Source organism: Streptomyces sp. NPDC046887 (assembly GCF_040644755.1).
Lineage (GTDB): Bacteria > Actinomycetota > Actinomycetes > Streptomycetales > Streptomycetaceae > Streptomyces > Streptomyces lichenis.
On the sequence record NZ_JBEYXH010000001.1, the window covers coordinates 129,264 to 154,296 of the forward strand.

26 protein-coding genes and 1 pseudogene are annotated in these 25,033 nt (G+C 72.6%); 16 read left to right on the top strand and 11 right to left on the bottom strand.

The window, feature by feature from the left end:
• On the bottom strand, nt 1–483 hold the full coding sequence (locus tag ABZ945_RS00595; protein WP_248634932.1) for a DUF2771 domain-containing protein: 483 nt from the start codon (nt 481–483) through the stop codon (nt 1–3).
• A 78-nt stretch (nt 484–561) separates the two neighbouring features.
• Nucleotides 562–1,911, bottom strand: coding sequence for an MFS transporter (locus tag ABZ945_RS00600; RefSeq protein ID WP_361261624.1), 1,350 nt, complete (start codon nt 1,909–1,911; stop codon nt 562–564).
• Between the two features lie 1,476 nt (nt 1,912–3,387).
• Here ABZ945_RS00600 and ABZ945_RS00605 point away from each other — a divergent pair.
• From ABZ945_RS00605 to ABZ945_RS00620, 4 genes are all read left to right on the top strand, one after another.
• The gene (locus ABZ945_RS00605) at nt 3,388–4,323 is read left to right on the top strand and encodes a DUF3027 domain-containing protein (RefSeq protein WP_361261627.1); all 936 of its coding nucleotides are present in this window, start codon (nt 3,388–3,390) and stop codon (nt 4,321–4,323) included.
• Between the two features lie 245 nt (nt 4,324–4,568).
• Complete coding sequence (locus ABZ945_RS00610; RefSeq protein ID WP_361261630.1) at nt 4,569–7,682, top strand: molecular chaperone Hsp90; 3,114 nt, start codon at nt 4,569–4,571, stop codon at nt 7,680–7,682.
• A gap of 146 nt (nt 7,683–7,828) precedes the next feature.
• Complete coding sequence (locus ABZ945_RS00615) at nt 7,829–8,392, top strand: Uma2 family endonuclease (RefSeq protein ID WP_361261633.1); 564 nt, start codon at nt 7,829–7,831, stop codon at nt 8,390–8,392.
• A 226-nt stretch (nt 8,393–8,618) separates the two neighbouring features.
• Nucleotides 8,619–9,530 carry a hypothetical protein gene (locus tag ABZ945_RS00620; protein WP_361261637.1) on the top strand — a complete coding sequence of 304 codons (912 nt, stop codon included), beginning with the start codon at nt 8,619–8,621 and terminating at the stop codon, nt 9,528–9,530.
• Nucleotides 9,531–9,601: 71 nt separating this feature from the next.
• Here ABZ945_RS00620 and ABZ945_RS00625 read toward each other — a convergent pair whose 3' ends face one another.
• From ABZ945_RS00625 to ABZ945_RS00635, 3 genes are all read right to left on the bottom strand, one after another.
• Nucleotides 9,602–12,031: an HAD-IC family P-type ATPase gene (locus ABZ945_RS00625; protein WP_361261640.1), complete on the bottom strand. Its 2,430-nt coding sequence runs from the start codon at nt 12,029–12,031 to the stop codon at nt 9,602–9,604.
• Nucleotides 12,032–12,208: 177 nt separating this feature from the next.
• Nucleotides 12,209–12,484, bottom strand: a complete 276-nt coding sequence (locus ABZ945_RS00630; RefSeq protein WP_361261643.1) for a DUF2530 domain-containing protein — start codon at nt 12,482–12,484, stop codon at nt 12,209–12,211.
• 31 nt (nt 12,485–12,515) lie between these two features.
• Nucleotides 12,516–12,893 carry a hypothetical protein gene (locus ABZ945_RS00635; RefSeq protein WP_361261645.1) on the bottom strand — a complete coding sequence of 126 codons (378 nt, stop codon included), beginning with the start codon at nt 12,891–12,893 and terminating at the stop codon, nt 12,516–12,518.
• A gap of 272 nt (nt 12,894–13,165) precedes the next feature.
• Here ABZ945_RS00635 and ABZ945_RS00640 point away from each other — a divergent pair, with 272 nt between their 5' ends.
• Nucleotides 13,166–14,620 (top strand): NCS2 family permease, encoded by a 1,455-nt coding sequence (locus tag ABZ945_RS00640; protein ID WP_361261648.1) that lies wholly within the window; start codon nt 13,166–13,168, stop codon nt 14,618–14,620.
• Nucleotides 14,621–14,734: 114 nt separating this feature from the next.
• Here the strand turns inward: ABZ945_RS00640 and ABZ945_RS00645 are convergent, their stop codons facing one another.
• Nucleotides 14,735–14,899 (bottom strand): ribbon-helix-helix protein, CopG family, encoded by a 165-nt coding sequence (locus ABZ945_RS00645; protein ID WP_361262853.1) that lies wholly within the window; start codon nt 14,897–14,899, stop codon nt 14,735–14,737.
• A gap of 233 nt (nt 14,900–15,132) precedes the next feature.
• On the opposite strand from ABZ945_RS00645, the gene ABZ945_RS00650 reads away from it, so the two are divergent.
• The 3 genes from ABZ945_RS00650 to thpR all read left to right on the top strand — a co-directional run bounded on the left by ABZ945_RS00650 (nt 15,133) and on the right by thpR (nt 17,644).
• The gene (locus ABZ945_RS00650; RefSeq protein ID WP_361261651.1) at nt 15,133–15,606 is read left to right on the top strand and encodes a MarR family transcriptional regulator; all 474 of its coding nucleotides are present in this window, start codon (nt 15,133–15,135) and stop codon (nt 15,604–15,606) included.
• A 30-nt stretch (nt 15,607–15,636) separates the two neighbouring features.
• On the top strand, nt 15,637–16,992 hold the full coding sequence (locus tag ABZ945_RS00655) for an MFS transporter (protein WP_361261653.1): 1,356 nt from the start codon (nt 15,637–15,639) through the stop codon (nt 16,990–16,992).
• An 82-nt stretch (nt 16,993–17,074) separates the two neighbouring features.
• The gene (gene thpR, locus ABZ945_RS00660) at nt 17,075–17,644 is read left to right on the top strand and encodes an RNA 2',3'-cyclic phosphodiesterase (protein WP_361261656.1); all 570 of its coding nucleotides are present in this window, start codon (nt 17,075–17,077) and stop codon (nt 17,642–17,644) included.
• Between the two features lie 132 nt (nt 17,645–17,776).
• Here the strand turns inward: thpR and ABZ945_RS00665 are convergent, their stop codons facing one another.
• From ABZ945_RS00665 to ABZ945_RS00675, 3 genes are all read right to left on the bottom strand, one after another.
• On the bottom strand, nt 17,777–18,766 hold the full coding sequence (locus tag ABZ945_RS00665; RefSeq protein WP_361261659.1) for an aldo/keto reductase: 990 nt from the start codon (nt 18,764–18,766) through the stop codon (nt 17,777–17,779).
• 43 nt (nt 18,767–18,809) lie between these two features.
• Nucleotides 18,810–19,400 (bottom strand): Uma2 family endonuclease, encoded by a 591-nt coding sequence (locus ABZ945_RS00670; RefSeq protein ID WP_361261662.1) that lies wholly within the window; start codon nt 19,398–19,400, stop codon nt 18,810–18,812.
• Nucleotides 19,401–19,470: 70 nt separating this feature from the next.
• Nucleotides 19,471–19,986 (bottom strand): MarR family winged helix-turn-helix transcriptional regulator, encoded by a 516-nt coding sequence (locus tag ABZ945_RS00675; RefSeq protein WP_361261665.1) that lies wholly within the window; start codon nt 19,984–19,986, stop codon nt 19,471–19,473.
• Between the two features lie 25 nt (nt 19,987–20,011).
• Between ABZ945_RS00675 and ABZ945_RS00680 the strand changes: the two genes are divergently transcribed.
• From ABZ945_RS00680 to ABZ945_RS00695, 4 genes and pseudogenes are all read left to right on the top strand, one after another.
• The gene (locus ABZ945_RS00680) at nt 20,012–20,518 is read left to right on the top strand and encodes a carboxymuconolactone decarboxylase family protein (RefSeq protein ID WP_361261667.1); all 507 of its coding nucleotides are present in this window, start codon (nt 20,012–20,014) and stop codon (nt 20,516–20,518) included.
• A gap of 158 nt (nt 20,519–20,676) precedes the next feature.
• Nucleotides 20,677–20,901, top strand: a pseudogene (locus ABZ945_RS00685) (type II toxin-antitoxin system RelE/ParE family toxin); the annotation flags it as partial.
• Nucleotides 20,902–20,905: 4 nt separating this feature from the next.
• Nucleotides 20,906–21,205 carry a helix-turn-helix transcriptional regulator gene (locus ABZ945_RS00690; protein ID WP_361261670.1) on the top strand — a complete coding sequence of 100 codons (300 nt, stop codon included), beginning with the start codon at nt 20,906–20,908 and terminating at the stop codon, nt 21,203–21,205.
• A 70-nt stretch (nt 21,206–21,275) separates the two neighbouring features.
• The gene (locus tag ABZ945_RS00695; RefSeq protein ID WP_361261673.1) at nt 21,276–21,752 is read left to right on the top strand and encodes a GNAT family N-acetyltransferase; all 477 of its coding nucleotides are present in this window, start codon (nt 21,276–21,278) and stop codon (nt 21,750–21,752) included.
• Between the two features lie 14 nt (nt 21,753–21,766).
• On the opposite strand, the gene ABZ945_RS00700 is transcribed toward ABZ945_RS00695, so the two are convergent.
• Entirely contained in the window at nt 21,767–21,946 is a 180-nt protein-coding gene (locus ABZ945_RS00700) for a DUF397 domain-containing protein (protein WP_361261675.1), read from the bottom strand.
• The gene (locus ABZ945_RS00705; RefSeq protein WP_361261678.1) at nt 21,943–22,779 is read right to left on the bottom strand and encodes a helix-turn-helix transcriptional regulator; all 837 of its coding nucleotides are present in this window, start codon (nt 22,777–22,779) and stop codon (nt 21,943–21,945) included. Before ABZ945_RS00705 ends, ABZ945_RS00700 begins: the two co-directional genes overlap by 4 nt.
• A 106-nt stretch (nt 22,780–22,885) precedes the next feature.
• Here ABZ945_RS00705 and ABZ945_RS00710 point away from each other — a divergent pair, with 106 nt between their 5' ends.
• From ABZ945_RS00710 to ABZ945_RS00725, 4 genes are all read left to right on the top strand, one after another.
• Nucleotides 22,886–23,281 carry a hypothetical protein gene (locus ABZ945_RS00710; RefSeq protein ID WP_361261681.1) on the top strand — a complete coding sequence of 132 codons (396 nt, stop codon included), beginning with the start codon at nt 22,886–22,888 and terminating at the stop codon, nt 23,279–23,281.
• Between the two features lie 95 nt (nt 23,282–23,376).
• Nucleotides 23,377–23,853 carry a hypothetical protein gene (locus ABZ945_RS00715; RefSeq protein WP_361261683.1) on the top strand — a complete coding sequence of 159 codons (477 nt, stop codon included), beginning with the start codon at nt 23,377–23,379 and terminating at the stop codon, nt 23,851–23,853.
• 80 nt (nt 23,854–23,933) lie between these two features.
• Nucleotides 23,934–24,389 (top strand): hypothetical protein, encoded by a 456-nt coding sequence (locus ABZ945_RS00720; RefSeq protein ID WP_361261686.1) that lies wholly within the window; start codon nt 23,934–23,936, stop codon nt 24,387–24,389.
• Between the two features lie 89 nt (nt 24,390–24,478).
• Complete coding sequence (locus tag ABZ945_RS00725; protein WP_361261689.1) at nt 24,479–25,021, top strand: GNAT family protein; 543 nt, start codon at nt 24,479–24,481, stop codon at nt 25,019–25,021.
• The last annotated feature ends 12 nt before the right edge of the window (nt 25,022–25,033 follow it).

The following is a 25,033-nucleotide window of genomic DNA, read 5'->3' on the forward strand; positions in this document are numbered from 1 at the left end:
TCAGGACTCCTTGACCAGCTCGACGTGCCAGACGCCGGTCAGCTTCTTGCCGGAGGTCTCCACGATGGAGATCTGCGCGTTCGCGGCGGACTCGCCGGTCTGCTGGCTGGAGAGGAAGGCGTTGGCCGGAATGGTCCGGTACGTCTTGTGGTACGGCTCCTGCTCGGCCTGCTGGCCGCCGATGAACAGCGTCCAGCCCTTCTCCGCGATCTCCGGCTCGACGCCGAAGCGGATCCGGTCGTCCATGGCCACCTTGATGGTCTTGCCGGCCTTCTTGTTCAGGCAGCCCTGGATCTCGGACTGCTTGATGGCCTCGCCGTCGTTGTAGCAGGTGGCCTCGGTGGACACGGACTCCGAGCCGACCGTCACGGTCGCGAGCGGCGTCGGCTTGTCGCAGGCGGAGAGCACGAGGAGTCCGGCCGAGACGGCACCCAGGGCGACGGCCGCCCGACGGGCCTTACCGGAAGAGAACGCAACGGTCATGGCCTGAAGGCTATACGCCGGTCCCGCCCATGCCACGCGGGGGTGCGGCGCGCCGCACCGGGCCCCTCACCCGGGCCCTCACGCGACGCGGGCGTGCGGGGTGCCGTGCCGGGCCGCGCCCAGCAGCCCGCGCAGCGTCAGCAGCACGCCCAGGGCGAGGATCGCCGCCGCCACGGCCATGCCCAGCGGGCCGTTGAGCGGCAGCGCGATCCCGATGGCGCCGCCCACCACCCAGGCCATCTGGAGCAGCGTCTCGGAACGGGCGAAGGCGGAGGTGCGCACCGACTCCGGGACGTCCCGCTGGATCATCGCGTCCAGCGACAGCTTCGAGAGCGCCTGGGTGAACCCGGCCACCGCGCCCAGCACGGCGACCGCCACCCCGCTGAAGAGCGCCGCCGCGGTGATCGCCGCGGCCAGCGCCACGGCCAGCACCACGGCGACGATCAGCTCCGGGGCGCGGGACCGCAGCCAGGCGCCGACCGCCGTGCCCAGCGCGTTGCCGGCACCGGCCGCCACGCCGACGATGCCGAGCGAGACGGCGGCGCTCTGCCCGTCCAGCGGATGCTCACGCAGCAGGAACGCCAGGAAGAAGATGAGGAACCCGGAGAGCACCCGGTGCGCCGCGTTGGCCTGGAGCCCATGGAGTACGGAGGGCCCGACCGTGCGCAGGCTGGGCTTGCGTTCGCCGTGGGTCAGCATGTGCGCCTTGCGCTCACCGCGGGCCGAGTCCACCTTGGGCGGCATCGACAGCGCCAGGAACGTCCCGGCGACGAACAGCGCGCACGCCCCGTACAGCGGCCAGCGCGGCCCCAGCTGCTGGAGCCCCACGCCGACCGGCGCGGCGATCCCGGTGGCCAGCAGCCCGGCCAGGGTGACTCTGGAGTTGGCCTTCACCAGGGAGAAGCCGTGCGGCAGCAGCCGGGGCACCACGGCGCTGCGCACCACCCCGTATGCCTTGGAGGCCACCAGGACGCCGAGTGCCGCCGGATACAGCTCCAGCGAGCCGGTGACGACCGCGCCGGACATCAGCACCGCCAGCACCGCGCGGGTCAGCATGGCGCCCGCCATCGCGGCCCGGCGGCCGTGCGGCAACCGGTCCAGCAGCGGGCCGATCACCGGGGCGAGCAGGGTGAACGGGGCCATGGTGATGGCCAGGTAGAGCGCGACCCGGCCGCGGGCCTCGTCGGTGGGCACCGAGAAGAAGACGGTGGAGGCGAGCGCGACGGTCACCATGACGTCGCCCGCGCCGTTCACCGCGTGCAGCTCGATCAGCTTGCCGAGCCCCGACTCGCCCGCGCCGTGCGCGTGGGTGGCCCGCCGGATGGAGCGCGCCGTCCCGGCGAACGGGGCCCGCAGGGCACGCCCGGTCCGCCGGCCCGCCCTCCTGAGCGGTCCGGCGCCGTCGTCGGACGAGCTCACGGCTGCCACGCCGTCATAGTGCCCCGGCACCCCGCATGGCGAACCGGTCTGACGGCTACTTGGACCCTGGCGAGGGGGAGGGGTGGGGGAGACGGGGAGGTGGGAGGGGGGTCCCGGGCGGTGGGGTCGGCGGGTGGGGCCGGTGGGTAGTGGCGCTTGGCGGGGCGGCGGGTGGCCGGGAGGCGCGGGGGCTGCGGTGGGTGGTCGCCGGGAGGCGTGCGGCCTGCGGCGGCCGGGTGGGCCGTCGGGAACTGTGGTGCGCAGTGGCCGGGCGGCCGTCGGGGGCCTGGGGCTCCCACTGGCCGGGCGGCTCGGCGGTTGCGGTGGGCGGCGGGGCCCGGGAGGCGTGGGGGTTGGGCTTCGGACGGGGCCGGGTGGCCGTCGGGGGCCCGGGGCCGCCAGGGGCGGCCGGCGCGGCTCGTACGACCCGGCGCCTGGCGCGGCTCGTATGACCCGGTGGCTGGCGTGACTCGTACGGCCCGGCGGTCGGCGTGACTCGTACGGCCCGGCCGTCGGGGGCCGGGAGCCTAGGGGCGCGCTGGCCGGGTGGGCGCGGCGGTTGCGATGGGCGGTTGGGGCGGGCGGCGGTGGCGCCGAGAGGGGCGGGGGTTGGGCTTCGGACGGGGCCGGGCGGCCGTCCGGGGCCCGGGGCGCCCAGGGGCGGCCGGCGCGGCTCGTACGACCCGGTGCCTGGCGCGGCTCGTACGACCCGGTGCCTGGCGCGGCTCGTACGGCCCGGCGCCTGGTGCGGCTCGTACGACCCGGTGGCTGGCGCGGCTCGTACGCCCCGGCGGTCGGGGAGCGACGCCGTGGCTCCCCGGCGGAGGAGAGGCGGCCGCCGGAGCCGCGGGGCGGGCAGGGCTTGTTTCGGCCAGTTGATCGCGCGCGGTCGGCCCATGGGCTTGGGCGCCCCTGCCCCGGTCGCCCGCCCGACGCGGCGCCGCCCAAGCCGACCGCCGCCCCCGGCACCCAGGCCGGCCGTCGGCCCCCAGGCGGGGCGCCTGAGCCCGACACCTCGGCGCCCAACCCGGCCGCCCACCCCCCAGGCGGGGGCGCCCGAGCCCCACTTGGAGCCTGCCCAAACCCCACCTCAGGCCTCCCTGAGCCCCACCTCGGGCCTGCCCGGGCCCCGCCTCGGGCCTCCCTGAGCCCCGCCCCTGCCCCACCTTCACCTTGCCCGAGCCCCACCCCCGACCCCCGCCGCGTGGGCCTCCTACCCCCCTCTCCGGAACCCGACCTCGGGGCTCCCCGGGACGTGCAGGTGGGCCCGGGGCGTGGGTAGGGGGTAGCGTGCGTAGCGCGTCGGCGGCGTAGCTTCTCGGCCGCGCGCCTCTTCGGCATCCCGCAGAATGGATGGCGTGAGGTGTGCCCGAGACACGTCGGGCGCGGACGTCGATGCGGCCCACAGGTCCGCTCCGCCCGCCGCCCGTGCATCGCGGACCGGCCGGCGCATCTGTGACACGGCGTAGGAGATGAGCGAGACCTGTGAGTGCTGCGACGACGCGAAGCCGTACCCCGCGTACCCCCGACCGTCTGTGCGCCGAGGCGGTCGGCCTGGCCCGGGAGGCCGCCGAGGAGGCCGCCGCGCCCGCGGCCGTAGGCGAGCATACGGGGACCGTCGCCGAGGGCGACCGGGTGGTCACCCATTTCTTCGCCGCCGACGAGCCCGGCTACCGGGGCTGGCGCTGGGCGGTCACCGTCGCCCGTGCCTCCCGCGCCAAGAACGTCACGCTCGACGAAACGGTGCTGCTGCCCGGCCCGGACGCGGTGCTCGCGCCCGAGTGGGTGCCGTGGAGCGAGCGGCTGCGCCCCGGCGACATGGGCCCCGGCGACCTGCTCCCCACCGAGCAGGACGATCTGCGCCTGGAGCCCGGCTACACCGGTGAGGACGAGCCGCCGCCGAACTCCGCGGTCTCCCACGAGATGGCCGACCACCTCGACGCCGAGGACGCCGACCTCACCACCCGTACGCTCTCGCCCTCCCGCGCGACGATCGCCGCGGTCGGCGAGGAGATCGGGCTCCGCCGGGCCCGGGTGCTCTCCCGGTACGGGCTGCACACCGCCGCCGACCGCTGGGAGGAGGACTTCGGGGCCAAGGCCCCGATGGCCCAGGCCGCCCCCGCCGCCTGTGTCTCCTGCGGCTTCCTGGTGCCGATGGCCGGTTCGCTGAAGCAGGCCTTCGGGGTGTGCGCCAACGAGTACTCACCGGCCGACGGCCGGGTGGTGTCCCTGGCCTACGGCTGCGGCGGGCACTCCGAGGCGGCCGTCATGCCCAAGCCCCCGAAGCCGGCCGAGCCGGTGCTCGACTCGATGGCCGCGGACGCCTTCCCGCTCCACCCGGCCGCCCGCGCCGACGAGGGCGGCTCGGTGCCGCCCGCCTCGGCGGACGAGGCCGCGGCGGAGGACCTCGGCCACAGCTGAGTCCCCGCACCCCGTCCCCGGTGCCGTCCCCGGCCTCCGCACCGCCCCGGGAGGCCCGTTAACCCTCGGGGAGATTGCGCGAGGGTTCGGTGTGCGGGGTGTGCCGGTCCTGGCGACACTCCTGCCCGCCGCCCCCGTCCCGCTCGTGGACGCCGTTCAGGGGTACCCGCACCAGCGCGGTACCTTCACCCGCAGGTGCCGGGCGCGTCAGCGGTCCGGCGAGGGGCGAGAGAGCGGAGCACAGCGTGAGCGTGAGGGCGACGGTGGCCGAAGGGGCCGACCCGTTCGGTACGGCCCGGCTGCGGCGCGGGGTGCTCGACGCCTGGGGCGCCGGCCCGGCCCGGTTCCGCGAGGACGCCAACGCCGAGGAGGACCTCGCGCTCGGCGGCTACCGCGACCGGCTGGTGGTGGAGCTGGCCCAGAACGCCGCCGACGCCGCCGCCCGCGCCGGGGTGCCCGGACGGCTGCGGCTCACCCTGCACCCGGCGAGCCCCCAGGGCCCCGCCGTGCTCGCCGCCGCCAACACCGGGCAGCACCTGGACGCCACCGGGGTGGAGTCGCTGAGCACCCTGCGCGCCTCCGCCAAGCGGGAGGGCCACGAGGGCGCGGTGGGCCGCTTCGGCGTCGGGTTCGCCGCGGTGCTCGCGGTGAGCGACGAGCCGGCGCTGGTGGGCCGGCACGGCGGGGTGCGCTGGTCGCTGCGGGAGGCCCGGGAGATGGCCGCCGACGCGGCCCGGGTCAGCCCCGGCCTCGGCGACGAGCTGCGCCGCCGGGACGGCCATGTGCCGCTGCTGCGGCTGCCGATGCCCGCCGAGGGCACCGCGCCCGCCGGCTACGACACCGTGGTCATCCTGCCGCTGCGGGACTCCGCCGCCGTGGACCTCACCGAGCGGCTGCTCGCCGGGATCGACGACGCCCTGCTGCTCACCCTGCCCGGTCTGGCCGAGGTCGTGGTCGAGACCCCGGCCGGGGAGCGGGTGCTGACCCGCCGGCAGGGCGAGGGGTACGTCGAGATCGGGGACTCCGCGGACGGTACGCGGCGGTGGCGCACCGTCAGCCGCACCGGGGCGCTCGACGCCGAGCTGCTGCGGGACCGCCCCGTCGAGGAGCGGCTGCGCCCGCACTGGTCGGTGACCTGGGCGGTGCCGGTGGACGAGGACGGCGCACCGGCCCGGCCCCGTACCGCACCCGTGGTGCACGCGCCCACCCCCACCGACGAGCCGCTGGGCGTCCCCGCGCTGCTCATCGCCAGCTATCCGCTGGACACCAGCCGCCGCCACCCGGCGCCCGGCCCGCTCACCGACTTCCTGACCGCCCGGGCCGCCGAGGCGTACGCGGAGCTGCTGGCCGGCTGGCGGCCCGTCACCACCGGCGCCATCGACCTGGTCCCCGGCCCGCTCGGCAAGGGCGTGCTGGACGGGGCGATCCGGGCCGCGGTGCTCGAACTGCTGCCCAGGGTGGCGTTCCTGGTCCCCGCCGCGCCCTCCGAGGAGCTGACCGCGCTGCGGCCGTTCGAGGCGGAGGTGGTGGAGGGCGCGGGCGCCGACACCGTACGGGTGCTGGCGGAGGTGCTGCCGACGCTGCTGCCCGCCGGGCTGGAGCGCCGGGCCGAGCTGCGCGCCCTCGGGGTGGCGCGGCTGGCCCTGGGCGACGCGATCGACCGGCTGGCCGGGGTGGAGCGGACGCCCGAGTGGTGGGGGCGGCTGTACGAGACGCTGGCCGGGGTGGACCCGGACCGGCTGACCGGGCTGCCGGTGCCGCTGGCCGGCGGCCGGACCGCGATCGGGCCCCGCCATGTGCTGCTGCCGCTCGCCGACACCCCGGTGGACCTGGGCCGGCTCGGGCTGAAGGTGGCCCACCCGGACGCCGCCCACCCGGTGCTGGAGAAGCTGGGCGCGCTGCCCGCCACCCCGCGCGCGGTGCTGACCACCCCGCAGGTGCGGGCCGCGGTCGCCGCCTCGCTGGACGCGGACGAGGTGTGGGACGAGGACGGTTCCGGGCCGCCGGACGCCGAGGAGCTGGGGGAGATCGTGCTGGCCCTGGTACGGGACGCGGGCCTGGAGCCGGGTGACGAACCGTGGCTCGGGGCGCTGGCCCTGCCCGACGAGGACGGCGAACTGGCCCCCGCCGCCGAACTCATCCTCCCCGGCAGCGACTTCGCCGCCGTGATGCGCGAGGGTGAAGCGGCGCTCTGCGACGCCGAGCTGGCCGAGCGCTGGGGCGCCGCCCCGCTGGCCGCCTGCGGGGTGCTCGACGCCTTCGCCCTGGTCCGCGCCACCGACGTGGTCCTCGACCCGGACGAACTGGAGCCGCGCGACGGCGACTTCCCCGAGCCGGACGACGCCGGGCTGCTGGACGCGGTGGACGTCTGGTGCGAGGACGTGCTGGACCGGCTGCCGGAGTCCCCGGTGCCGCCGGTGGCGACCGAGATCACCGCCGTACGGGATCTGGAGCTGGTGGATGACGAGGCCTGGCCCCGGGCGCTGGCCCTGCTCGCCCAGCCGCCGCTGCGGGACGCCCTCACCCAGCCGGTACGGGTGCTGCTGCCCGACGGCACCACCGAGACCGTCCGCTCCTATACGGCCTGGTGGCTGCGCGACCACCCGGTCCTGGGCGGCCGCCGCCCCGCCGGACTGCGCGCCGCCGGCGCCGACCCGCTCCTCGAAGGGCTCTACGACCCGGCGGACACCACCGGCTTCACCGACACCGAGGTGCTGCGCGCGCTCGGCGTACGGACCTCCGCCGCGGCCCTGCTCGAAGATCCCGGCGGCGCCGCCGAGCTGCTGTCCCGGCTGGCCGACCCCGACCGCCCGGTCACCGCGGCCCAGCTGCACGCCCTCTACACCCTCCTCGCCGACCTGGACCCCGAGCAGGTGACCCTCCCGGACGAGCTGCGGGCCGTGGTGGACGGCGAGGTACGGGTGGTGCCCGCGGCCGAGGCCCTGGTCGCCGACGCCCCCGACCTGCTGCCGCTCGCCACCGGGCTGCCGCTGCTCCCGGTCGCCCCGAGCCGTGCCGCCGACCTGGCCGAGCTGCTCCAGGTCCGCGCCCTGGCCGAGGAGGCCGCCCCCGAGGCGCCCGGCGGCGGCGAGGAGCACCAGGTCCCGGACGCGGTACGCCGACTGCTGGGCCACACCGTCCCGGCCTCCTACGTGGAGCACGAGGAACTGCTCGTCGGCGGCGTCGAACTCGACTGGCACCGCACCGCCGACGGCGTGGTGCACGCCGCCACCCTGGAGGGCGTCGCCGCCGGCCTCTCCTGGGCCGCCGCCCAGTGGCCCCGCCGCTTCGAGGTCGCCGCCCTGCTGGAGGACCCCTCCCGCACGGAGGAACTGGAGCGCGACCGCTGGTTCGACTGAAGCCGACGGTCGGGGGCCGGGGACTGGGGCCAGAACCGGCTGTTCATCGAGGCGGGTGTCCCTATCATTGGGGTGAACTGCACGTCGCGGCCGCACCGGAGCCGCCGGTCCGTCGGTATTCCGGTCGCAGGAGGAAGGCGAAGGTCATGAGCGTCGCACTCGACCACACCGGCCCCTGGACCGTCGCCGACGTCCTCGCGCTGCCCGAGGACCGCACTACCCGCTATGAACTCCTGGGGGAGTCGCTCGTGATGTCCCCGGCGCCGGGAATCCGGCACCAGCGCGCCTCCCTGAGGCTCGCCATGGCCCTGCATGCCGCGTCCGGGGCCGCCGACGCGCCGGTCGAGGTGCTGGAGGCCGTCAACGTCATCCTGCCCTCGGGCCTGGTGGTCCCCGATCTGGTGGTGGCGGACGCCGGTGCCACCGCCGCGGACGGCGTCAGCGTGGACGCCGACGGGGTACTGCTCGTGATCGAACTCGTCTCGCCCGGCAACCGCACCGTGGACCGCAAGTTCAAGCCGATGCTCTACGCGGAGGCCGCCATCCCGCACTTCTGGCGGCTTGAGTTCGACCCGGCCCCCATGCTCGTCGCCTATGACCTGGAAGGTGGCCGGTACGTGGAGCGCACGACGGCCCTGGCGGGCGCGAGCACACGGCTGGACGTCCCGTTCCCTTTCGAGATCGACCCGGCGGGGCTGGCGCGGCAGTAGCCGAGGTGCCCCCGGCCCGCACGCTGGTATCCCGCGTCGGTTCCCGGCCCCGGGCCCCGCTCCAGCGTCTTCCGAAAATCGATGCGCATCGCGTACAACCATGCCGCCCCCTCGATGATCTCCTTCTGCGAGCCGACACGGCTCCTCGATCATTCGTCCCGGGGGCGGGCCGCGCGTCGCACGTCCGACGCCACCCCTCCGGGCCTTTCTCCACTGGGGAAAACGCATGCGTATTCGCGTCACCGTGGCCGCCGTCTCCGGCGCCCTGGTCCTGTCCTCCTTCGCCATGCAGAGCGCACAGGCCGAGGACAACCACGTCTCGTCGTCGAAGGCCCGCGCCGAGCTGGTCGCCGGTCTGCTGGGCGACGTCCAGGCCGGCTCCGGCAAGCAGTCGCGGGCCGCCGGGCCCGTGGACGAGGAGCCGCCGTCGCTGGGCGTCACCTTCTCGAACGTCAAGGTCGCCAAGGCGATCAAGGTCGGCACCACCAAGCAGGTGACCTCCAAGGTCACGTACACCATGAAGCACCCCGCCGGGCTGAAGATCACCGCCAAGAACTTCGTCACCCTGCCGATCCTCTACCGGGGCTCCGACGACATGCCCGACAACATGGCGGGCGGTGACGCGCCCGCCACCTGCAAGGCCGTCACCTCGACCACCGCCAGCTGCACCGGGCGGGTCGACTTCTACCCCGCCGACGGCTGGCTGCTGAACTCCGACGCCGGCACCTGGAAGGTGTCCGCCGCCGCGGCCACTCTCGACGGCAACGAAGAGCCGACCGCTCTCGACCACCAGAAGCGCCTGGGCACCACCCTGGTCCAGCGCAACTCCACCCTGACGGTGAACGCCGCTCCGGAGCCGGTGAAGAAGGGCAAGAAGATCACCGTCACCGGCAAGCTGGCCCGTGCCAACTGGGAGACGAACAAGTACGCCGGTTACACCGGTCAGCCGGTGAAGCTGCAGTTCCGCAAGAAGAACGCCAGCAGCTACACCACCGTCGCCACGGTGAAGACCAACAACACCGGTGAGCTGAAGGCCACCCGTACCGCGGTGGAGGACGGCTACTGGCGCTGGAGCTTCGCCGGTACGAGCACCACCAACGCGATCACCACCGCGGGCGACTTCGTCGACGTGAAGTAGTCCGCGGCAGCACAGAGGAGGCGGGGCGCCCGGCCGGATCCACCGGGCGCCCCGCCTCCGCGCGTACCGGCTCAGACGGGGAAGCGCCGCTCCACCCAGCGCCAGGCCAGCTCCACCGCGGCCGCGCCCGCCGCGGCGATGCCCACCGCCAGCCACGGCATGGTGGTGCCCACCAGCCGCAGCGCGAAGAAGTCCTGGAGCCAGGGCACCGCCAGCACCACCAGGAACGCCCCGCCCATGGTCAGCACCAGGGCGATCCGCCACCAGGTGTAGGGGCGGGCGATGATCGCCAGCACCCAGATGGAGACCAGGAACAGTGTCAGCGTCGCCGCGCTGGTCTCGGCGCCCAGCGCGTCCGGGCCCGTGTAGTGGGAGCGGGCCAGCTGGTACGTGAGGAAGGTGGCCGCCGCCGCGACGATCCCGCCCGGCACCGCGTACCGCATCACCCGCTTCACGAACTGCGGCTTGGCCCGCTCCTTGTTCGGGGCCAGCGCCAGGAAGAAGGCGGGGACGCCGATGGTGAGGGTGGAGAGCAGGGTGAGGTGGCGGGGGAGGAACGGGTACTCGATGCCCGCGATCACCACCAGGATGGCCAGCAGCACCGAGTAGACCGTCTTCACCAGGAAGAGGGTCGCGACCCGGGTGATGTTGCCGATCACCCGGCGGCCCTCGGCCACCACATGCGGCAGGGTCGCGAAGCTGTTGTTCAGCAGCACGATCTGGGCCACCGCCTTGGTGGCCTCCGAGCCCGACCCCATGGAGACGCCGATGTCGGCGTCCTTGAGCGCCAGTACGTCGTTCACCCCGTCGCCGGTCATCGCCACCGTGTGGCCGCGCGACTGGAGCGCCCCGACCATCGAGCGCTTCTGCTGCGGGCTGACCCGCCCGAAGACGGTGTGCTCGTCCAGCCGGGCCGCCATCTCCTCCGTCCCGGCGGGCAGCTTCCGCGCGTCCACGGTGTCCTCGGCGCCCGCCAGGCCCAGCTTCCCGGCGACCGCGCCCACCGAGACCGCGTTGTCGCCGGAGATCACCTTGGCGGCCACGTTCTGCTCGGAGAAGTAGGCGAGGGTGTCGGAGGCGTCGGGCCGCAGCCGCTGCTCCAGCACCACCAGCGCCGCCGCCTCGGCCCGCTCGGCGATCCCGGGCGCGTCCAGCTCCCCGTCCACCCGGGCCAGCAGCAGCACCCGCAGCCCCTTCTCGTTCAGCCCGTCGGTCTCGGCCAGCACCGGGTCGCCGTCCGCCAGCAGCACGTCCGGCGCGCCCAGCAGCCAGGCGCTGGACTCGCCGTCACGCTCGCTGAAGGCCGCGCCGCTGTACTTGCGGGCCGAGGAGAACGGCAGCGCCTGGGTGCACCGCCACTCCTCGCCGTCCGGGTAGGCGTCGATGATCGCCTGGAGGGAGGCGTTGGGGCGCGGGTCGGACTCGCCGAGCGCGCCCAGCACGGTCCGCACGTACCCCTCGTCGGCGCCATTGAGGGTCCGCAGCTCGGTCACGTCCATCCCGCCCTCGGTGAGGGTGCCGGTCTTGTCCAGGCAGACCACGTCCACCCGGGCCAGCCCCTCGATCGCGGGCAGCTCCTGCACCAGGCACTGCCGGCGCCCCAGCCGCACCACCCCGATGGCGAACGCCACCGAGGTCAGCAGCACCAGCCCCTCCGGGATCATCGGCACGATCCCGCCGACCGTCCGGGCGATGGAGCCGCGCAGATCGGACTCCTTGACCACCAGCTGGCTGAGGATGAGCCCGATCGCGGTCGGGACCATCATCCAGGTCACGTACTTCAGGATGGTGGAGATCCCGGAGCGCAGTTCGGAGTGGACCAGGGTGAACCGGGACGCCTCCTCGGCCAGCTGCGCCGCGTACGCCTCCCGGCCGACCTTGGTGGCGGTGAACGCCCCGCCGCCCACGACCACGAAGCTGCCGGACATCACCTGGTCGCCGGGGTGCTTGACCACCGGGTCCGCCTCGCCGGTCAGCAGTGACTCGTCCACCTCCAGGCTGTCGGACTCGGCGACCACCCCGTCCACCACCACCTTGTCCCCGGGCCCCAGCTCCACGCAGTCCCCGAGCACGATCTTCGAGGTGGGCACCTCGGTGGCGGCCCCGTCCCGGCGGACCTTGGGCTTCGCCTCACCGATCACCGCCAGGCTGTCCAGGGTCTTCTTGGCGCGCAGCTCCTGGACGATGCCGATCCCGGTGTTGGCGATGATCACGAAGCCGAACAGGCTGTCCTGGATCGGCGCCACGAAGAGCATGATCACCCAGAGCACGCCGATGATCGCGTTGAAGCGGGTGAAGACATTGGCCCGGACGATGTCCACGGCCGAGCGCGAGTTGCGCACCGGGACGTCGTTGACCTCGCCCCGGGCCACCCGCTCGGCCACCTCGGCGGAGCTCAGCCCGCCCGGCCGGTGCTCCACCTCGGCCTGTGCCGGGCCGTCCGCCCCGCTCCTTGCCGTGCTCTGTGCCGTGTCCTCTCCCGGACCCACCCGCTGCGTCATGCCTCCGACGGTACGGCGGCGGGGGCCGGGTCACCCGCCGAAAGCGGACATGATCCGACCCTGGACGGAGCCGAATGGTCCGCGAGTCGTACGGGGAGGGGCCGTAGGGGGACGAGACGTACGGGGACGAGACGTACGGGGACGGGGCCTAGGGCTCCGGGGTACGGGCAGGGGCCTTCAGTGGCCGCCGTCGCCCTCCGCCGCGCGCCGGGCGGCGTCCCGCTTGATCGCGGCGTCGCGCCCCCGGACGTACCAGATGCCGATCAGTCCCAGTCCGGCCCCGGCCAGACAGGTCCACACCCACCAGGTCAGGTCCCGGTCATCGAACCAGCCGTAGAAGGGGACCTGCACCAGGAACAGCACGAACCACAGCACGGTGCCGCCGATGATGGTCGGCACCACGGGCCCCTCCAGGGGCTCGGGCGCCTCGTGCCGGGGGGTCCACTTCGCCATGCGCCTGAGTCTATGCGCCCGCGAAGACGCCTTACACGGGAGAGGCCGAGCAGACGTTGTTCACCGAGGACAGCAGGTTGACGGGGATATCGATCGCGACGAGGCCGCCTTCGGCCATGCTGTTGCCCATTTCGCACACATCGCGGGTGTCGGCGGGCAGATCGGCGCCGCCGCACTGGTTGAGGGCGCTGCCGAGCGGCAGGCCGAGCACGTTGGCGTCGGCCGTACCGGAGCCCGCGCTGGTGGCCCCGGCCAGGTGGGTGCCGGTGTCATTGGCGCAACTGGTCCCGAAGGCGGGGGAGAGGAAGTCGCCGATGCCCCCGGCGGTGGCCGGGGACGCCGTCAGGAGACCGCCGGCCGCAGCGGTCGAGGTGAGGGTGAGTGCCGTCAGCAGCACGCGAGAGTTCATGACTGGTGAACGACCGAGGCAGCCGAGGGGAACGACGGTCGCCCGGCGACGGCACTGCCGGGAGCGAGGAGGCGTCTACGCGCGGAGATAGCGATCTTCCCGCTGATGTGTTCATACTGAAACGGCCTACGCCTGACCGGTTTCCGTCGTGTGAACGTACGAATGGGCGCACATGGGCGCACAAAGATGTGCAAGCCCGATCAACGGTCCTGGCGGTTCGGACGATTTCCGCCGGCTGTTCCCCAGCCCCCTCCCGTACACGAGGTTTCCGCATGCCCTCCTCGGCCACCGTGCCGGTGGACTCCGACGGCCAGCCGCCGGTGCCCCCGCAGCCGTCCAGCGGCCTGGACCGCTACTTCCGGATCTCCGAGCGCGGCTCCACGGTCGCCCGCGAGGTACGCGGCGGCTTCGCCACCTTCTTCGCGATGGCCTACATCATCGTGCTGAACCCGATCATCCTCGGCAGCGCCAAGGACATGTACGGCCACCAGCTCGACAGCGGCCAGCTGGTCACCGCGACCGTGCTGACCGCCGCCTTCTCCACCCTGCTCATGGGTGTGATCGGCAACGTCCCGATCGCGCTCGCCGCCGGGCTCGGCGTCAACACCGTCGTCGCCCTCCAGCTCGCCCCCCGGATGTCCTGGCCGGACGCCATGGGCATGGTGGTGCTGGCCGGTGTGGTGGTGATGCTGCTGGTGGCGACGGGCCTGCGGGAGCGGGTGATGAACGCGGTGCCGACCGGGCTGCGCAAGGGCATCGCCATCGGCATCGGCCTGTTCATCATGCTGATCGGTCTGGTCGACTCCGGCTTCGTCTCCCGGATGCCGGACGCCGCCCAGACCACCGTCCCGCTCCAGCTCGGCGGCGACGGCCATCTGAACGGCTGGCCGGTGCTGGTCTTCGCGCTGGGCGCGCTGCTCACCCTCGCCCTGCTGATCCGCAAGGTGCCGGGCGCCATCCTGATCTCCATCGTGGTGATGACCGTGGCGGCCATGGTGATCGAGGCCGTGGCCAAGGTGCCGTCCTGGGGGCTCACCACCCCGAAGTGGCCCGGCAACCCGGTCGCCTCACCGGACTTCGGCCTGGTCGGCGAGGTGAGCCTGTTCGGGGGCTTCGGGAAGGTCGGGCTGCTCACCGGCTGCCTGTTCGTCTTCACCGTGCTGCTGTCCTGCTTCTTCGACGCGATGGGCACCATCCTCGGCGTCGGCGACGAGGCCAAGCTGATGGACGCCAAGGGCAACTTCCCCGGCATCAACAAGGTGCTGCTGATCGACGGGGTCGCGGTCGCCTCCGGTGGCGCCACCTCCTCCTCGGCCACCACCTGCTTCGTGGAGTCCACGGCGGGCGTCGGCGAGGGGGCGAGGACCGGGCTGGCCTCGGTGGTCACCGGGGCGCTGTTCTCGGTGGCGCTCTTCCTCACCCCGCTCGCCACCATGGTCCCGTCCCAGGCGGCCACCCCGGCGCTGCTGGCGGTCGGCTTCCTGATCCTGGCCGGATCGATCCGGGACATCGACTGGAGCGACTTCACCATCGCGGTGCCGGCGTTCCTGGCGATGGTGATGATGCCGTTCACCTACTCGATCACCAACGGCATCGGGATCGGCTTCATCGCCTTCAGCGTGCTGCGGCTGGCCGCCGGACGGGGCCGCGAGGTGCCGGTGGCGATGTACGTGGTCTCGGCCGTGTTCGTCTTCTACTACGCGATGCCGGCGCTCGGCCTGACGTAGCGGACCGGGAGGTACGGCCTACGGCGGTACGGGGGCGGGCACCGGCAGACGGCGCCCGCCCCGTCCGCGTACCCGGGCCCCTGACGCTCCCCGTCCGCGTACCCGTAGGCCCTCCTACGCTCCTCCCGGCCCGCCGTAGAAGCGCTCCGTCTCGTTCACGGCGTCCTCGAAGCGGGCGTCGAAGTCCTCTCTGACCAGCGTCCGGATCACATAGTCCTGGACGCTCATCCCGCTTCGGGCGGCCTGCCGCCGGAGCCGGTCGAGCAGCTCACCGTCCATCCGCAGGCTGAGCACGGTCGATCCGACGGTCGATCCCGATCCGATGGTCGATGCCACGGCCGCTCCCCCTGTCGATGCCCTTCCGGGCCCTTCCGGTCAGGTTGACCGTGCAAGCGCCCGTTCGGCGCCGTTTCCGGCCACCCCGTCACTCTTTCGGGTGATCCCTGCCACCCCTCCTTGCGTACGCCCCTTTCCGGTGGTCCTTAGCATGGGTAATGAGTTACGCTAAAGACATGCCTGACCTGGCTCACGGTGAGCCCACAGACCCCACAGTCCTCAGGGACCCCGACGCCGACCTGGCCGCGATCAACTCGCTGCGGTCGGCCGTGATGCGGCTGGGCCGCCGGCTGAAGCACCAGCGGGTGGACGAGTCGCTGAGCCCGACCGAGATGTCGGTGCTCGGCACCCTGGCCCGCTGCGGTTCGGCCACCCCCGGTGAGCTGGCCCGCAAGGAGCACGTGCAGCCGCCGTCGATGACCCGCATCGTGGCGCTGCTGGAGGCCAAGGGCCTGGTCCGGCTGGAGCCGCACCCGGAGGACCGCCGCCAGAAGGTGGTCAGCCAGACCGAGACCGCCGAGGCCATGCTGGAGGAGTCCCGCCGCAAGCGGAACGCCTGGCTGGCCGCCCTCGCCGAGGGCCTGGACGAGGACGAGTGGGCGCGGCTGCGCGCGGCCGCTCCGGTGCTGGAGAAGCTCGCGCACCTGTAGGAGACGCAACGACACGAGGAGGCGAACCTGTTGAGTTCGGGACCCGGAGCAGACTCCGCACCCGCACACAACCTTCCCGACGACAACACCACCACCGCCGCCCCGTCCGAGGGGCGCGGAACCTTCGCCTCCCTCCGGGTGCGCAACTACCGGCTGTTCTTCGCCGGTGCCATCGTCTCGAACACCGGCACCTGGATGGCCCGGATCACCCAGGACTGGCTGGTGCTGAGCCTCACCGGCTCCGCCGCCGCCGTCGGTATCACCAGCGCCCTGCAGTTCCTGCCGATGCTGCTCTTCGGGCTGTACGGCGGAGTGCTGGTGGACCGCTTCCCCAAGCGCTTGCTGCTGCTGGCCAGCCAGGGCGCCCTGGGCCTGTGCGGCCTGGCGCTCGCCGTGCTGACCCTCTCCGCGCACGTCCAGGTGTGGCACGTCTACCTGGTCGCCTTCCTGCTCGGCATGGTCACCGTGGTGGACAACCCGGCCCGGCAGTCGTTCGTCTCCGAGATGGTCGGCAAGGGCCAGCTCGCCAACGCCGTCAGCCTCAACTCCGCGAACTTCCAGTCCGCCCGGCTGGTCGGCCCAGCCGTCGCGGGTGCGCTGATCGCCTCCATCGGCAGCGGCTGGGCGTTCCTGGTCAACGGGCTGTCCTTCCTCGCCCCGCTGGCCGCGCTGCTGCTGATGCGCCCCGCCGAGCTGCACCGGGTCGAGCGGGCGCCGCGCGCCAAGGGCCAGCTGAGGGAGGGGCTGCGGTACGTGGCCGGGCGGCCCGAGCTGATCTGGCCGATCGCCCTGGTGGGCTTCGTCGGCACCTTCGGCTTCAACTTCCCGATCTGGCTGACCGCGTTCGCCGACGAGGTCTACCACGTCGGCGCCGGCACCTACGGCTTCCTCAACACCCTGATGGCGGCCGGCTCGCTGGTCGGCGCCCTGCTGGCGGCCCGCCGCGGCGGGTCCCGGCTGCGGATGCTGGTGGGTGCGGCGATGGTGTTCGGCGCCCTGGAGATCGCCGCCGCGGTGGCCCCCGCCTTCTGGCTGTTCGCCCTGCTGCTGGTGCCCATCGGCATGATCGGCCTGACCGTCAACGTCAGCGCCAACTCCTCGGTGCAGATGGCCACCGACCCGGTGATGCGGGGCCGGGTGATGAGCCTGTACATGATGGTCTTCATGGGCGGCACCCCGGTGGGCGCGCCGCTGGTCGGCTGGGTCACCGACACCTACGGCGCCCGGGTGGGCTTCGCCACCGGCGGCGCGGTCAGCCTGGTCGCCGCCGCGGTGATCGGCCTGGTGCTGGCCCGCGCGGGCGGCCTGCGGCTGCGCTTCGAGCTGCGCCACGGCCACCCGCATGTCCACTTCGTGCAGCGGGAGCGGCTGACCACGGCGGCCTGAGCGGGGGGCGGGTACGGGCACACGGGCCTCGTCCCCGTATCCGTATCCGTATCCGTATGCCTCCCGGTGGCAGACTCCCCGCGTGAGACTCTTCGCCGCCGTGCTGCCCGACCCCGTGGCCGTCTCCGAGCTGGCCGTCGCCGTGGACCGGCTGCGCGCCCTGCCCGGGGCGGACGGGCTGCGCTGGACCTGGCGGGCCGGCTGGCACTTCACGCTCGCCTTCATGGGCGAGGTGGACGAGGGACTGCTGCCCGCGCTGCACGAGCGGCTGGCGCGGGCGGCCCGGCACAGCGAACCCTTCGAGCTACGGGTGCGGGGCGGCGGGAAGTTCGGCCGGCGGGCCCTGTGGGCGGGCGCGGACGGCGGGGTGGCGGAGCTGGGGCGGCTCGCCGGACGGGCGGAGGCGGCGGCCCGGCGCGCGGGGATCCCGATGGACCGGCACCGTGTCTACCACCCCCACCTCACGGTCGCCCGCAGCCGCACCGACGCCGATCTCCGCCCATACGTGGCGGAGCTGGGCTCCTTCGCCTCCACACCGTGGCAGGTCAGGGACCTGAGCCTGGTCCGCAGCAACCTGCCGTCGGGCGGGATCGCGGGCGAGCAGCCCCGTTACGAGACGGTCGGGTCCTGGCCGCTGGGACGGGCCGGTTAACCTCGAAGGGTGGACCCGAAGACCCGAAACCGGATCATGGCAGGCGCGCTGGTGCTGATGTTCGCGATCATCGCCGTGGCAGCCGTCCTGGGCTGACCCGCGCCGACCCGCGCCGACCTTTGGTGCGGACCCCTACCAGGCGAAGGCCTCCGGCGACGGTCCGGGACCGGGGAAGATCTCGTCCAGCCCGGTCAGCACCTCCTCGCTCAGCCCCAGCTCGACCGCCCGCAGCGCCGAGTCGAGCTGCTCGGCGGTGCGCGGGCCGACGATGGGGCCGGTGACCCCGGGCCGGGTGAGCAGCCAGGCCAGCGCCGCCTCGCCGGGCGCCAGACCGTGCTTGTCGAGCAGGTCCTCGTACGCCTGGATCTTCTCCCGCATCGCGGTGTTGGCCAGCGCGTCGGCCGAGCGCCCGGAGGCCCGGCGGCCGCCGCCCTCGGCCTCCTTCTTCAGTACGCCGCCGAGGAGGCCGCCGTGCAGCGGCGACCAGGGGATGACCCCGAGGCCGTACTCCCGGGCGGCCGGCACGACCTCCATCTCGGCGCGCCGCTCGGCGAGGTTGTAGAGGCACTGCTCGCTGACCAGCCCGAGGCTGCCGCGCCGGGCGGCGGTCTCGTTGGCCTGGGCGATCTTGTAGCCGGGGAAGTTGGACGAACCGGCGTAGAGGATCTTGCCCTGCTGGACCAGGACGTCGATGGCCTGCCAGATCTCCTCGAACGGGGTGTCCCGGTCGACGTGGTGGAACTGGTACAGATCGATGTGGTCGGTGTTCAGGCGGCGCAGGCTGGCCTCGACCGCCCGCCGGATGTTGGCCGCGGAGAGCTTGTCGTGGTTGGGCCACGGCTTCCCCTCGGCGCCCATGTTGCCGTACACCTTGGTGGCGAGGACGACCTTCTCGCGGTCGCCGCCCTTGGCGAACCAGGAGCCGATGATCTCCTCGGTCCGGCCCTTGTTCTCGCCCCAGCCGTAGACGTTGGCGGTGTCCCAGAAGTTGATGCCCGCGTCGATCGCGGCATCCATGATCGCGTGGCTGCCGGCCTCGTCGGTCTGCGGTCCGAAGTTCATCGTGCCGAGGACGAGTCGGCTGACCTTGAGTCCGGTGCGTCCGAGCTGTGTGTACTTCATGGTTCTACAGCCAACGCCTTCGAGCGTGCTCGAAGCAAGGGCGTCAGCCCCGGGGGAACTCCGAGGTGTCGAGGGTGATCCCGACGGGCGTCTCGGACAGGTCGATCGGCTCCCCGAAGCCGAACCGCTCCCCCTCCGGGTAGGCCCCGTCCTTCGGCTCGGTGTGCAGGACGCACTTCCCGGTGTACGGGTTGACCACCAGGTACACCGGCACCTTGGCTGCCGCGTAGGCGTCCCGCTTGGGCCCGAGGTCGTTCATCGCCGTACTGCGGGAGAGGACCTCGGCCACGAAGACCACGTCCTGGTACCGCCAGAGCCCCTTGTCGTCCGGCTTCGCCCCCTCGGCGACCAGCGTCACGTCGGAGGCGAAGCCGTTGAGGTGCCCGGGGTAGTCGATACGGACGTCGGACTTGACCAGCTTCCGCGGGTAGTGGGCCCGCAACTGCTCCACGATGCCGAGGGTGATCTCCCAGTGGGAGTCCCGCTGCGGTGACATGAAGATGTGCCCCCCGACGATTTCCGTCTTGTAGCCCTCGGGGAGGTGGGCGGACTCCAGCGCGTCGAACAGTTCGTCCAACGTGCGCTCGTCGTTGCTCTCGGCCATATGGATCCTGTCGTCGTGTACGACGGTCATCGTGGCACTCCTCCCCGCTGCAGCGTCCGTGCATGCAGACGCATATGCCAACGACACGTGACGCTTTTGGTTACGCCCCGCCCAGCCACCCCGCCGCGTCCAGTCGGAACGCCTCTGCCGGGACGACCGTCCGCAGGGCGTCCTCCAGCCCGGCCACCCGTTCCGCGCCCAGCGCCCCCACCCACTCCGCCCGCAGCCGGTCGAAGATCGCGGCCGAGCGGCCCAGGCAGTCCAGCCCGTGCGGGGTGAGCCGAACCAGCTTGCGGCGGGCGTCGGCCGGGTCGTCGGCGCGCTCGGCGTACCCGAGGACCACCAGCCGGTCGACGGTCTTGCCCGCCGCCTGCTTGGAGACCCCGAGCCGCCGGCCGACCTCGCTCGCGGTCGCCCCGCCCACTCCGACGGCCTGCATGGCGAAGCCGTACGCCGGGCGGACATCCGGGTGGCCCTGCTCGGCCAGCTCGGCGTGCACCCGGTCGATGAGGGTGCGGAACCCGGCGAAGAGCAGCAGCGGCAGCTCGTACCCCCGCCGGACACCCTCGCCGTTGCCGGTTTCGACAACCTGGTTTACCTTCTTCTCGTCAACCATGTTGTCGATTCTAGGGACGGCCCTCATGTTCACCGACCACACCCTCGACACCGCCCCGCCCGCCGCCCGACCCGCGATGGCGGCCGTCGCCCAGCGGATGGGCGGCCGTGTCCCGCCCGCCGTCGCCCGGATGGCGAACTCACCCGAACTCCTCGACGGCTTCCTGACCCTCACCGCCGCCTTCGACCGCACCACCCTGGACCCGGTCGCCCGCGAGGTGGTCGTCATGGCGGTCGCCGTCCGCCACGACTGCCATGTCTGCGTCGAACTGCACACCCGCAAGCTGCGCGCCCTGAAGGCCGCCCCCGAGCTGATCGACGCCCTGTGCGCCGGCGCCCCCCTGCCGGACGACCGGCTGGAGGCCGTACGCCACTTTGTCGCCGCCGTGTACGCCTCGGCCGGCGCGGTCCCCGCCGACGAGCTGGCGGACTTCCTCTCGTACGGCTTCACCGAACGCAACGCCCTGGAGGTGGTGATGGGCATCGGCACGTACACCATGTCCACCTTCGCCAACCGGCTGACCGGGGTGTGACGACTCAATGCGCGACCGGTGCGACCGGTGGAAAGGCCTTCCGCGCCCGGCGGAGCAGAGCCTTCGCCGCCGGGGTGGTGGGGCCGTCCGCCGGCCAGACGAGGGCGATCCGGCCGCGGATGCCGGACGTGAGCCTCTTGGAGGAACAGGGTGTCCTGCTAGGAGAGCCCTACACCCGACAGCTGTCCGGCAAGCTGCGCGAGCTGCGGTTTCACCTCGATGGCGAGGCATTCCGCATCACCTACTGGATCGCCCCTGGTCGTCGGATCATTCTGCTGACCGTGTTCCGCAAGCGTCGAATGCGCGAGCCTGGAGAGATCGAGCGGGCGTGGCGAGCCATGGGCGCCTGCATCGACGCACGGCACACGGCGGATGAGGAGTAGCGACATGGCTGACGGAAGCAACTGGTCCGAACTGCGCGACACCTCGCTCTCCGACCCGGAGGTCAGGGAGGGCTACGAAGCCGCCCGTATCCGTTACGAGCTGGGCCGGGCCGTCCGGGAGCGGCGCGAGTCCCTCGGGATGACACAGGAGGAACTCGCACGGGCGGCCGGCCTCCGGCAACCGGCCGTGGCCCGCTTCGAGGGCGGCGGCACCATGCCGACGCTCCCCTTGCTGGAACGGATCGCGGCGGCCTTGGGTCTCCGTCTGCACGTCGGTTTCGAGCCGCTGGATCGAGCGGGGTAAGCAGCGCCCCCGCCTTGGGCGAGGGAAACCCGGTGCGGTGGGACGTCGGCCCCTGCGAGCATCCGTCGCCATGGAGACCGAAGCCGCCGATACCGAGGCCGTCATCCGCCGGGCCGCCGCGTCCGACGCCGACGCGGTGGCCGGGGTGTGGCTGCGGTCCTTCGCGGCCGCGCTGCCGGAGGTGCGTCGGGCGCATACGGACGAGGAGGTTCGCGCCTGGTTCCGGGAGGTGGTCGTCCCCGGCCGGGCCGGTCATGAGACCTGGGTGGCGGCCGTGGACGGCACGATCGTCGGGATGGTGGTGCTGAACGGTACGGAGCTGGACCAGCTCTATCTGGACCCGCACTGGCGGGGCCGGGGCATCGGCGACCGCCTCGTACACCTGGCCAAGCACCACCGCCGGGACGGGCTGGCGCTGTGGACCTTCCAGGCCAACGCGCCCGCCCGCCGCTTCTACGAGCGCCATGGCTTCGTCGCCGCCGAGCACACCGACGGCCGCGGCAACGAGGAGCGGGAGCCGGACGTCCGGTATGTGTGGCGCCCGTGAGCGGCCTTGCCCGCTTACCGCCCCGCCTCGCCGACGAACGCGGCCCAGGCGCCCGGGGAGACGCTGAACGAGGGGAGCGCGGTGTCCTTGGAGTCCCGGACGTGCACGGAGTGCGGGCAGGCGGCCACCTCGACGCAGTCGCCGTACTGGTCACCGCTGTAGCTGCTCTTGAACCAGTTGAGGTCGCCGTTCATAGCCGTGCCGCCATCTCCTCGATCAGCCGGAGCGATTCGTTCGGCGTGTATGCCTGTGCGCGCAGGATGCTGTAACGCGCCGCCACGTTACTTGTCTGGGGCTGCTCGGTGAGGAAGTAGCGACTGTCCTGCCCCTCTACGTAGACGAGATGACTGTGGTCCTTCCCCGTCTCCAGCAGGACAAAGGAACCGTTGAGCCCGGCGTGGTACTCGGTATCCTCCGCCATCACCTGGATCTCCACATTGCGGAGCTTCCCGACTTCCAGGATGTGCAGCAGGTTCTCCTTGAGTACGGCCGCGCCGCCCAGTCGCTTCTTCAGAGCCGATTCCTCCAGCACAAAGCTGATCGTGGGCAACGGCTTGCGAGTGAAGAGCTGGTGCCGGGCCAGACGCGTGGTGATGTACTCCTCCGTCTCCTCCTCTCCGATGGAGGGAGTGGCTTGGTGGTAGACCGCTCGTGCGTACGCCTCGGTCTGGAGCAGTCCGGGGATCAGCTGAGGCTCGTACTGGTAGACCGCCGCTGCCTTCTCCTCCTCCGTCAGATAGTCCTCGAACCAGATCACTGAGCTGCTCGCGATCACCTCCTTCGCGACCACGACGAGTGCACCGTCTGCACCGAGGAGCTTGTCGGCGATCGGCGCGAGCTCCCCGCGCGGGCCCCGGTCGCCCGCTTCCACCATGGCCACCAGCGAGGTGGAGTACCCCGTTTCATCGGCGATCAGCGCCCGCGAAACCTTGGCTTTCTCCCGGTAGAACCTGAGCAGCGTGCCGAACGCCTTCGCCCCTCCGCCCGCGCTACCCCTCCGCGCGCCGTTCCTCTTGTTGTTCACCATTGCCGCTCCCTTCCGCACAGCGCTGCACAGAACCTCTGTGGCGCTGGTCACAGTAGAGTTCGGCCGCAAGGCTTGCCGCATGAATTCGCCAGAATCACTTGACAGGGTGCCGTCCTGGGTACCAGCCTCCGGGCACGCTCTTCGCCACGCGGGCGTCTACTTCGACGCCGTACGCATCGCGGGCTTCCTGGGCGAGGAAGTGGCCTACTCGCTCATGGAGTTCACCGACTTCCGGGCCGGGCCCATCGTGCGGGAGCTGGCCGGCGAGCAGAACATGTACTTCCTGCTGCCGCCGCAGACGGCGGCCAAGCTGGCCTGGCCGGCCCGGACGCGGGCGCTCAGCAGGCACACCTCCGATGACTGCCGCAGCCAGGCGTTCGTCGGCATCCCGGCGTTCGACGGGCTGACCTGGCCGCTGGACTGGCGGTCCCGGCCGACGGACGAGACGCCCTTCGTGGAGCCGGAGTTGCTGCACGAGATGGTGGGCCGCGCCGTACGGTGAGAGCGGCGGCTGCGCCGTGACACGGGGGAGGGGCTGTGGGCGACGAGGAGGAGCGTCGGCGACGGATCAGGCGGGCCGCGCTGCGTGGAGGGGCGGTGAGCGCCACCGCGGTGGTGGTCTTGGCGGTGGACGCGCTACGCGCCCGGGTCGCCTGGTGGATCGTGCTGCCGCTGGCGGTCGTCGGCGGCGGCCTGCTGGTCTGGCAGTGCTTCCGGGAGGGGCGGGTGCAGGGCGTACGGGAGGAGGCGTTGGAGTCGGGCGAGATCCTTATGAGCGCCTACCGGGTCCACCCCGTGAACTCCGGTCCGCCTCCCGTCCGCTGGCCCGAGAGCTCGTCGCACGAGCTGCGGGTGACCACCTACGGCCTCCAGCGCTGGGACGGGGACCAGCGGCTCTGGGCCCACCCCTGGCGGGCGGTGGCTCTCGCCGCCGAGGGCAAGCTGCTCGTCGTACGGCACGAGGGGCGGGTCGTGGAGCGGCTGCAGTTGGACACCATGGGTGGTGCGCCGGATGAACTGCTGCTGGCCGCCGAACGGTTGCGCAGGCGCGGGGGTGGGGGCGGTCGCGCTTAGGCCTCCGCGAACAAACACAGTCGTGGAGTACCCCGGGCGTGGGGGAGAATCTCTTGGTTCACCTCAGTACCAGGAGATTCATGCACAAGCGTCTGTCCCTGCACGTCACTTGCCTGGCGCTCGCCGCCGCCTTCGGGGTCTCGGCGTGCGGTCCGTCCGATGACCGTGGAGCGAGCGCCCCGGTGGCATCGGCTGCCGGGGCTCCGTCCGCGTCCGCCTCGGCCGCGCCTTCCATAACCGCCTCGGGCACGCCGTCCGCGCCGAGCCCGTCGGCGACCCCTGCCGAAGAGCACAGGCTGACCGGGACGTCGGCCAAGTTCTACCTCTACTCCGTCCGTAAGCAGTCCCCGGGCCTGGACCGCATCAGCGACAAGGTGCTCGTCGCCCATGGCGACGCCTTCTGCACCGTTTCCGGGAAGGACGCCTTTGTCGAGCAGACGAAGAAGACCGAGCAGGAGCTCGCGTTGACCAAGGACGAGCTCACGCAGGTCCTCGCCGCCGCGCAGACCGCCTGCGGTCGGGAGAGGCTGTTCTGACGGTGGTTCTGATGTAGGAGGAGCCGGCCTGGGCGGGGGACTCGCATATTCGTTTGCCGTCGGACCGTGCGGCCGGTAGGAAGACTCGCATGCTGCGAGGGGACAAGGTCGCGCTCAGGGCGCGGCACGAGGAGGACATCCCGATCCTCCGGACCGAGCTCTACGACGACGTGGTGAACGGCTCGCGGGCGGAGGGCGGGCCGTGGCGGCCGATCACGCCGGGGTCGAAGGATCCGCGGCTCGTGGTGGACGACAAGAACGAGGCGAACGTCCCGTTCTCGGTGGTCGAGCTGGAGGGCGGCACCCTGGTCGGCACCGCGGGGCTGTGGGGCATCGACAACCACAACCGGTCCGCGCACATCGGTCTCGGGCTGCTGCCGGCCGCCCGCGGCAAGGGGTACGGCACCGATGTGGTCGCGACGCTGTGCCACTACGGCTTCGTGGTGCGCGGCCTGCAACGGCTGCAGATCGAGACGCTGGCGGACAACACCGCGATGCTGCGCTCGGCCGAGCGCAACGGCTTCGTCCGCGAGGGCCTGCTGCGCTCCTCGGCCTGGGTGCTGGGCGAGTTCCTGGACGAGGTGCTGCTCGGGCTCCTGGCCCAGGACTGGAAGCGGGACGCGAAGGCCTGATGCCGCCCTGGG

What these genes read in the sequence shown, in the direction of transcription:
- ABZ945_RS00595 (WP_248634932.1), bottom strand. Translation starts at nt 483, where the DNA reads ATGACCGTTGCGTTCTCTTCCGGTAAGGCCCGTCGGGCGGCCGTCGCC.
- ABZ945_RS00615 (WP_361261633.1), top strand. Translation starts at nt 7,829, where the DNA reads ATGAGCGTCGCACTCGACCACACCGGCCCCTGGACCGTCGCCGACGTC.
- ABZ945_RS00620 (WP_361261637.1), top strand. Translation starts at nt 8,619, where the DNA reads ATGCGTATTCGCGTCACCGTGGCCGCCGTCTCCGGCGCCCTGGTCCTG.
- ABZ945_RS00625 (WP_361261640.1), bottom strand. Translation starts at nt 12,031, where the DNA reads ATGACGCAGCGGGTGGGTCCGGGAGAGGACACGGCACAGAGCACGGCA.
- ABZ945_RS00630 (WP_361261643.1), bottom strand. Translation starts at nt 12,484, where the DNA reads ATGGCGAAGTGGACCCCCCGGCACGAGGCGCCCGAGCCCCTGGAGGGG.
- ABZ945_RS00635 (WP_361261645.1), bottom strand. Translation starts at nt 12,893, where the DNA reads ATGAACTCTCGCGTGCTGCTGACGGCACTCACCCTCACCTCGACCGCT.
- ABZ945_RS00640 (WP_361261648.1), top strand. Translation starts at nt 13,166, where the DNA reads ATGCCCTCCTCGGCCACCGTGCCGGTGGACTCCGACGGCCAGCCGCCG.
- ABZ945_RS00645 (WP_361262853.1), bottom strand. Translation starts at nt 14,899, where the DNA reads ATGGACGGTGAGCTGCTCGACCGGCTCCGGCGGCAGGCCGCCCGAAGC.
- ABZ945_RS00650 (WP_361261651.1), top strand. Translation starts at nt 15,133, where the DNA reads ATGCCTGACCTGGCTCACGGTGAGCCCACAGACCCCACAGTCCTCAGG.
- ABZ945_RS00665 (WP_361261659.1), bottom strand. Translation starts at nt 18,766, where the DNA reads ATGAAGTACACACAGCTCGGACGCACCGGACTCAAGGTCAGCCGACTC.
- ABZ945_RS00670 (WP_361261662.1), bottom strand. Translation starts at nt 19,400, where the DNA reads ATGACCGTCGTACACGACGACAGGATCCATATGGCCGAGAGCAACGAC.
- ABZ945_RS00675 (WP_361261665.1), bottom strand. Translation starts at nt 19,986, where the DNA reads ATGGTTGACGAGAAGAAGGTAAACCAGGTTGTCGAAACCGGCAACGGC.
- ABZ945_RS00680 (WP_361261667.1), top strand. Translation starts at nt 20,012, where the DNA reads ATGTTCACCGACCACACCCTCGACACCGCCCCGCCCGCCGCCCGACCC.
- ABZ945_RS00690 (WP_361261670.1), top strand. Translation starts at nt 20,906, where the DNA reads ATGGCTGACGGAAGCAACTGGTCCGAACTGCGCGACACCTCGCTCTCC.
- ABZ945_RS00695 (WP_361261673.1), top strand. Translation starts at nt 21,276, where the DNA reads ATGGAGACCGAAGCCGCCGATACCGAGGCCGTCATCCGCCGGGCCGCC.
- ABZ945_RS00700 (WP_361261675.1), bottom strand. Translation starts at nt 21,946, where the DNA reads ATGAACGGCGACCTCAACTGGTTCAAGAGCAGCTACAGCGGTGACCAG.
- ABZ945_RS00705 (WP_361261678.1), bottom strand. Translation starts at nt 22,779, where the DNA reads ATGGTGAACAACAAGAGGAACGGCGCGCGGAGGGGTAGCGCGGGCGGA.
- ABZ945_RS00720 (WP_361261686.1), top strand. Translation starts at nt 23,934, where the DNA reads ATGCACAAGCGTCTGTCCCTGCACGTCACTTGCCTGGCGCTCGCCGCC.
- ABZ945_RS00725 (WP_361261689.1), top strand. Translation starts at nt 24,479, where the DNA reads ATGCTGCGAGGGGACAAGGTCGCGCTCAGGGCGCGGCACGAGGAGGAC.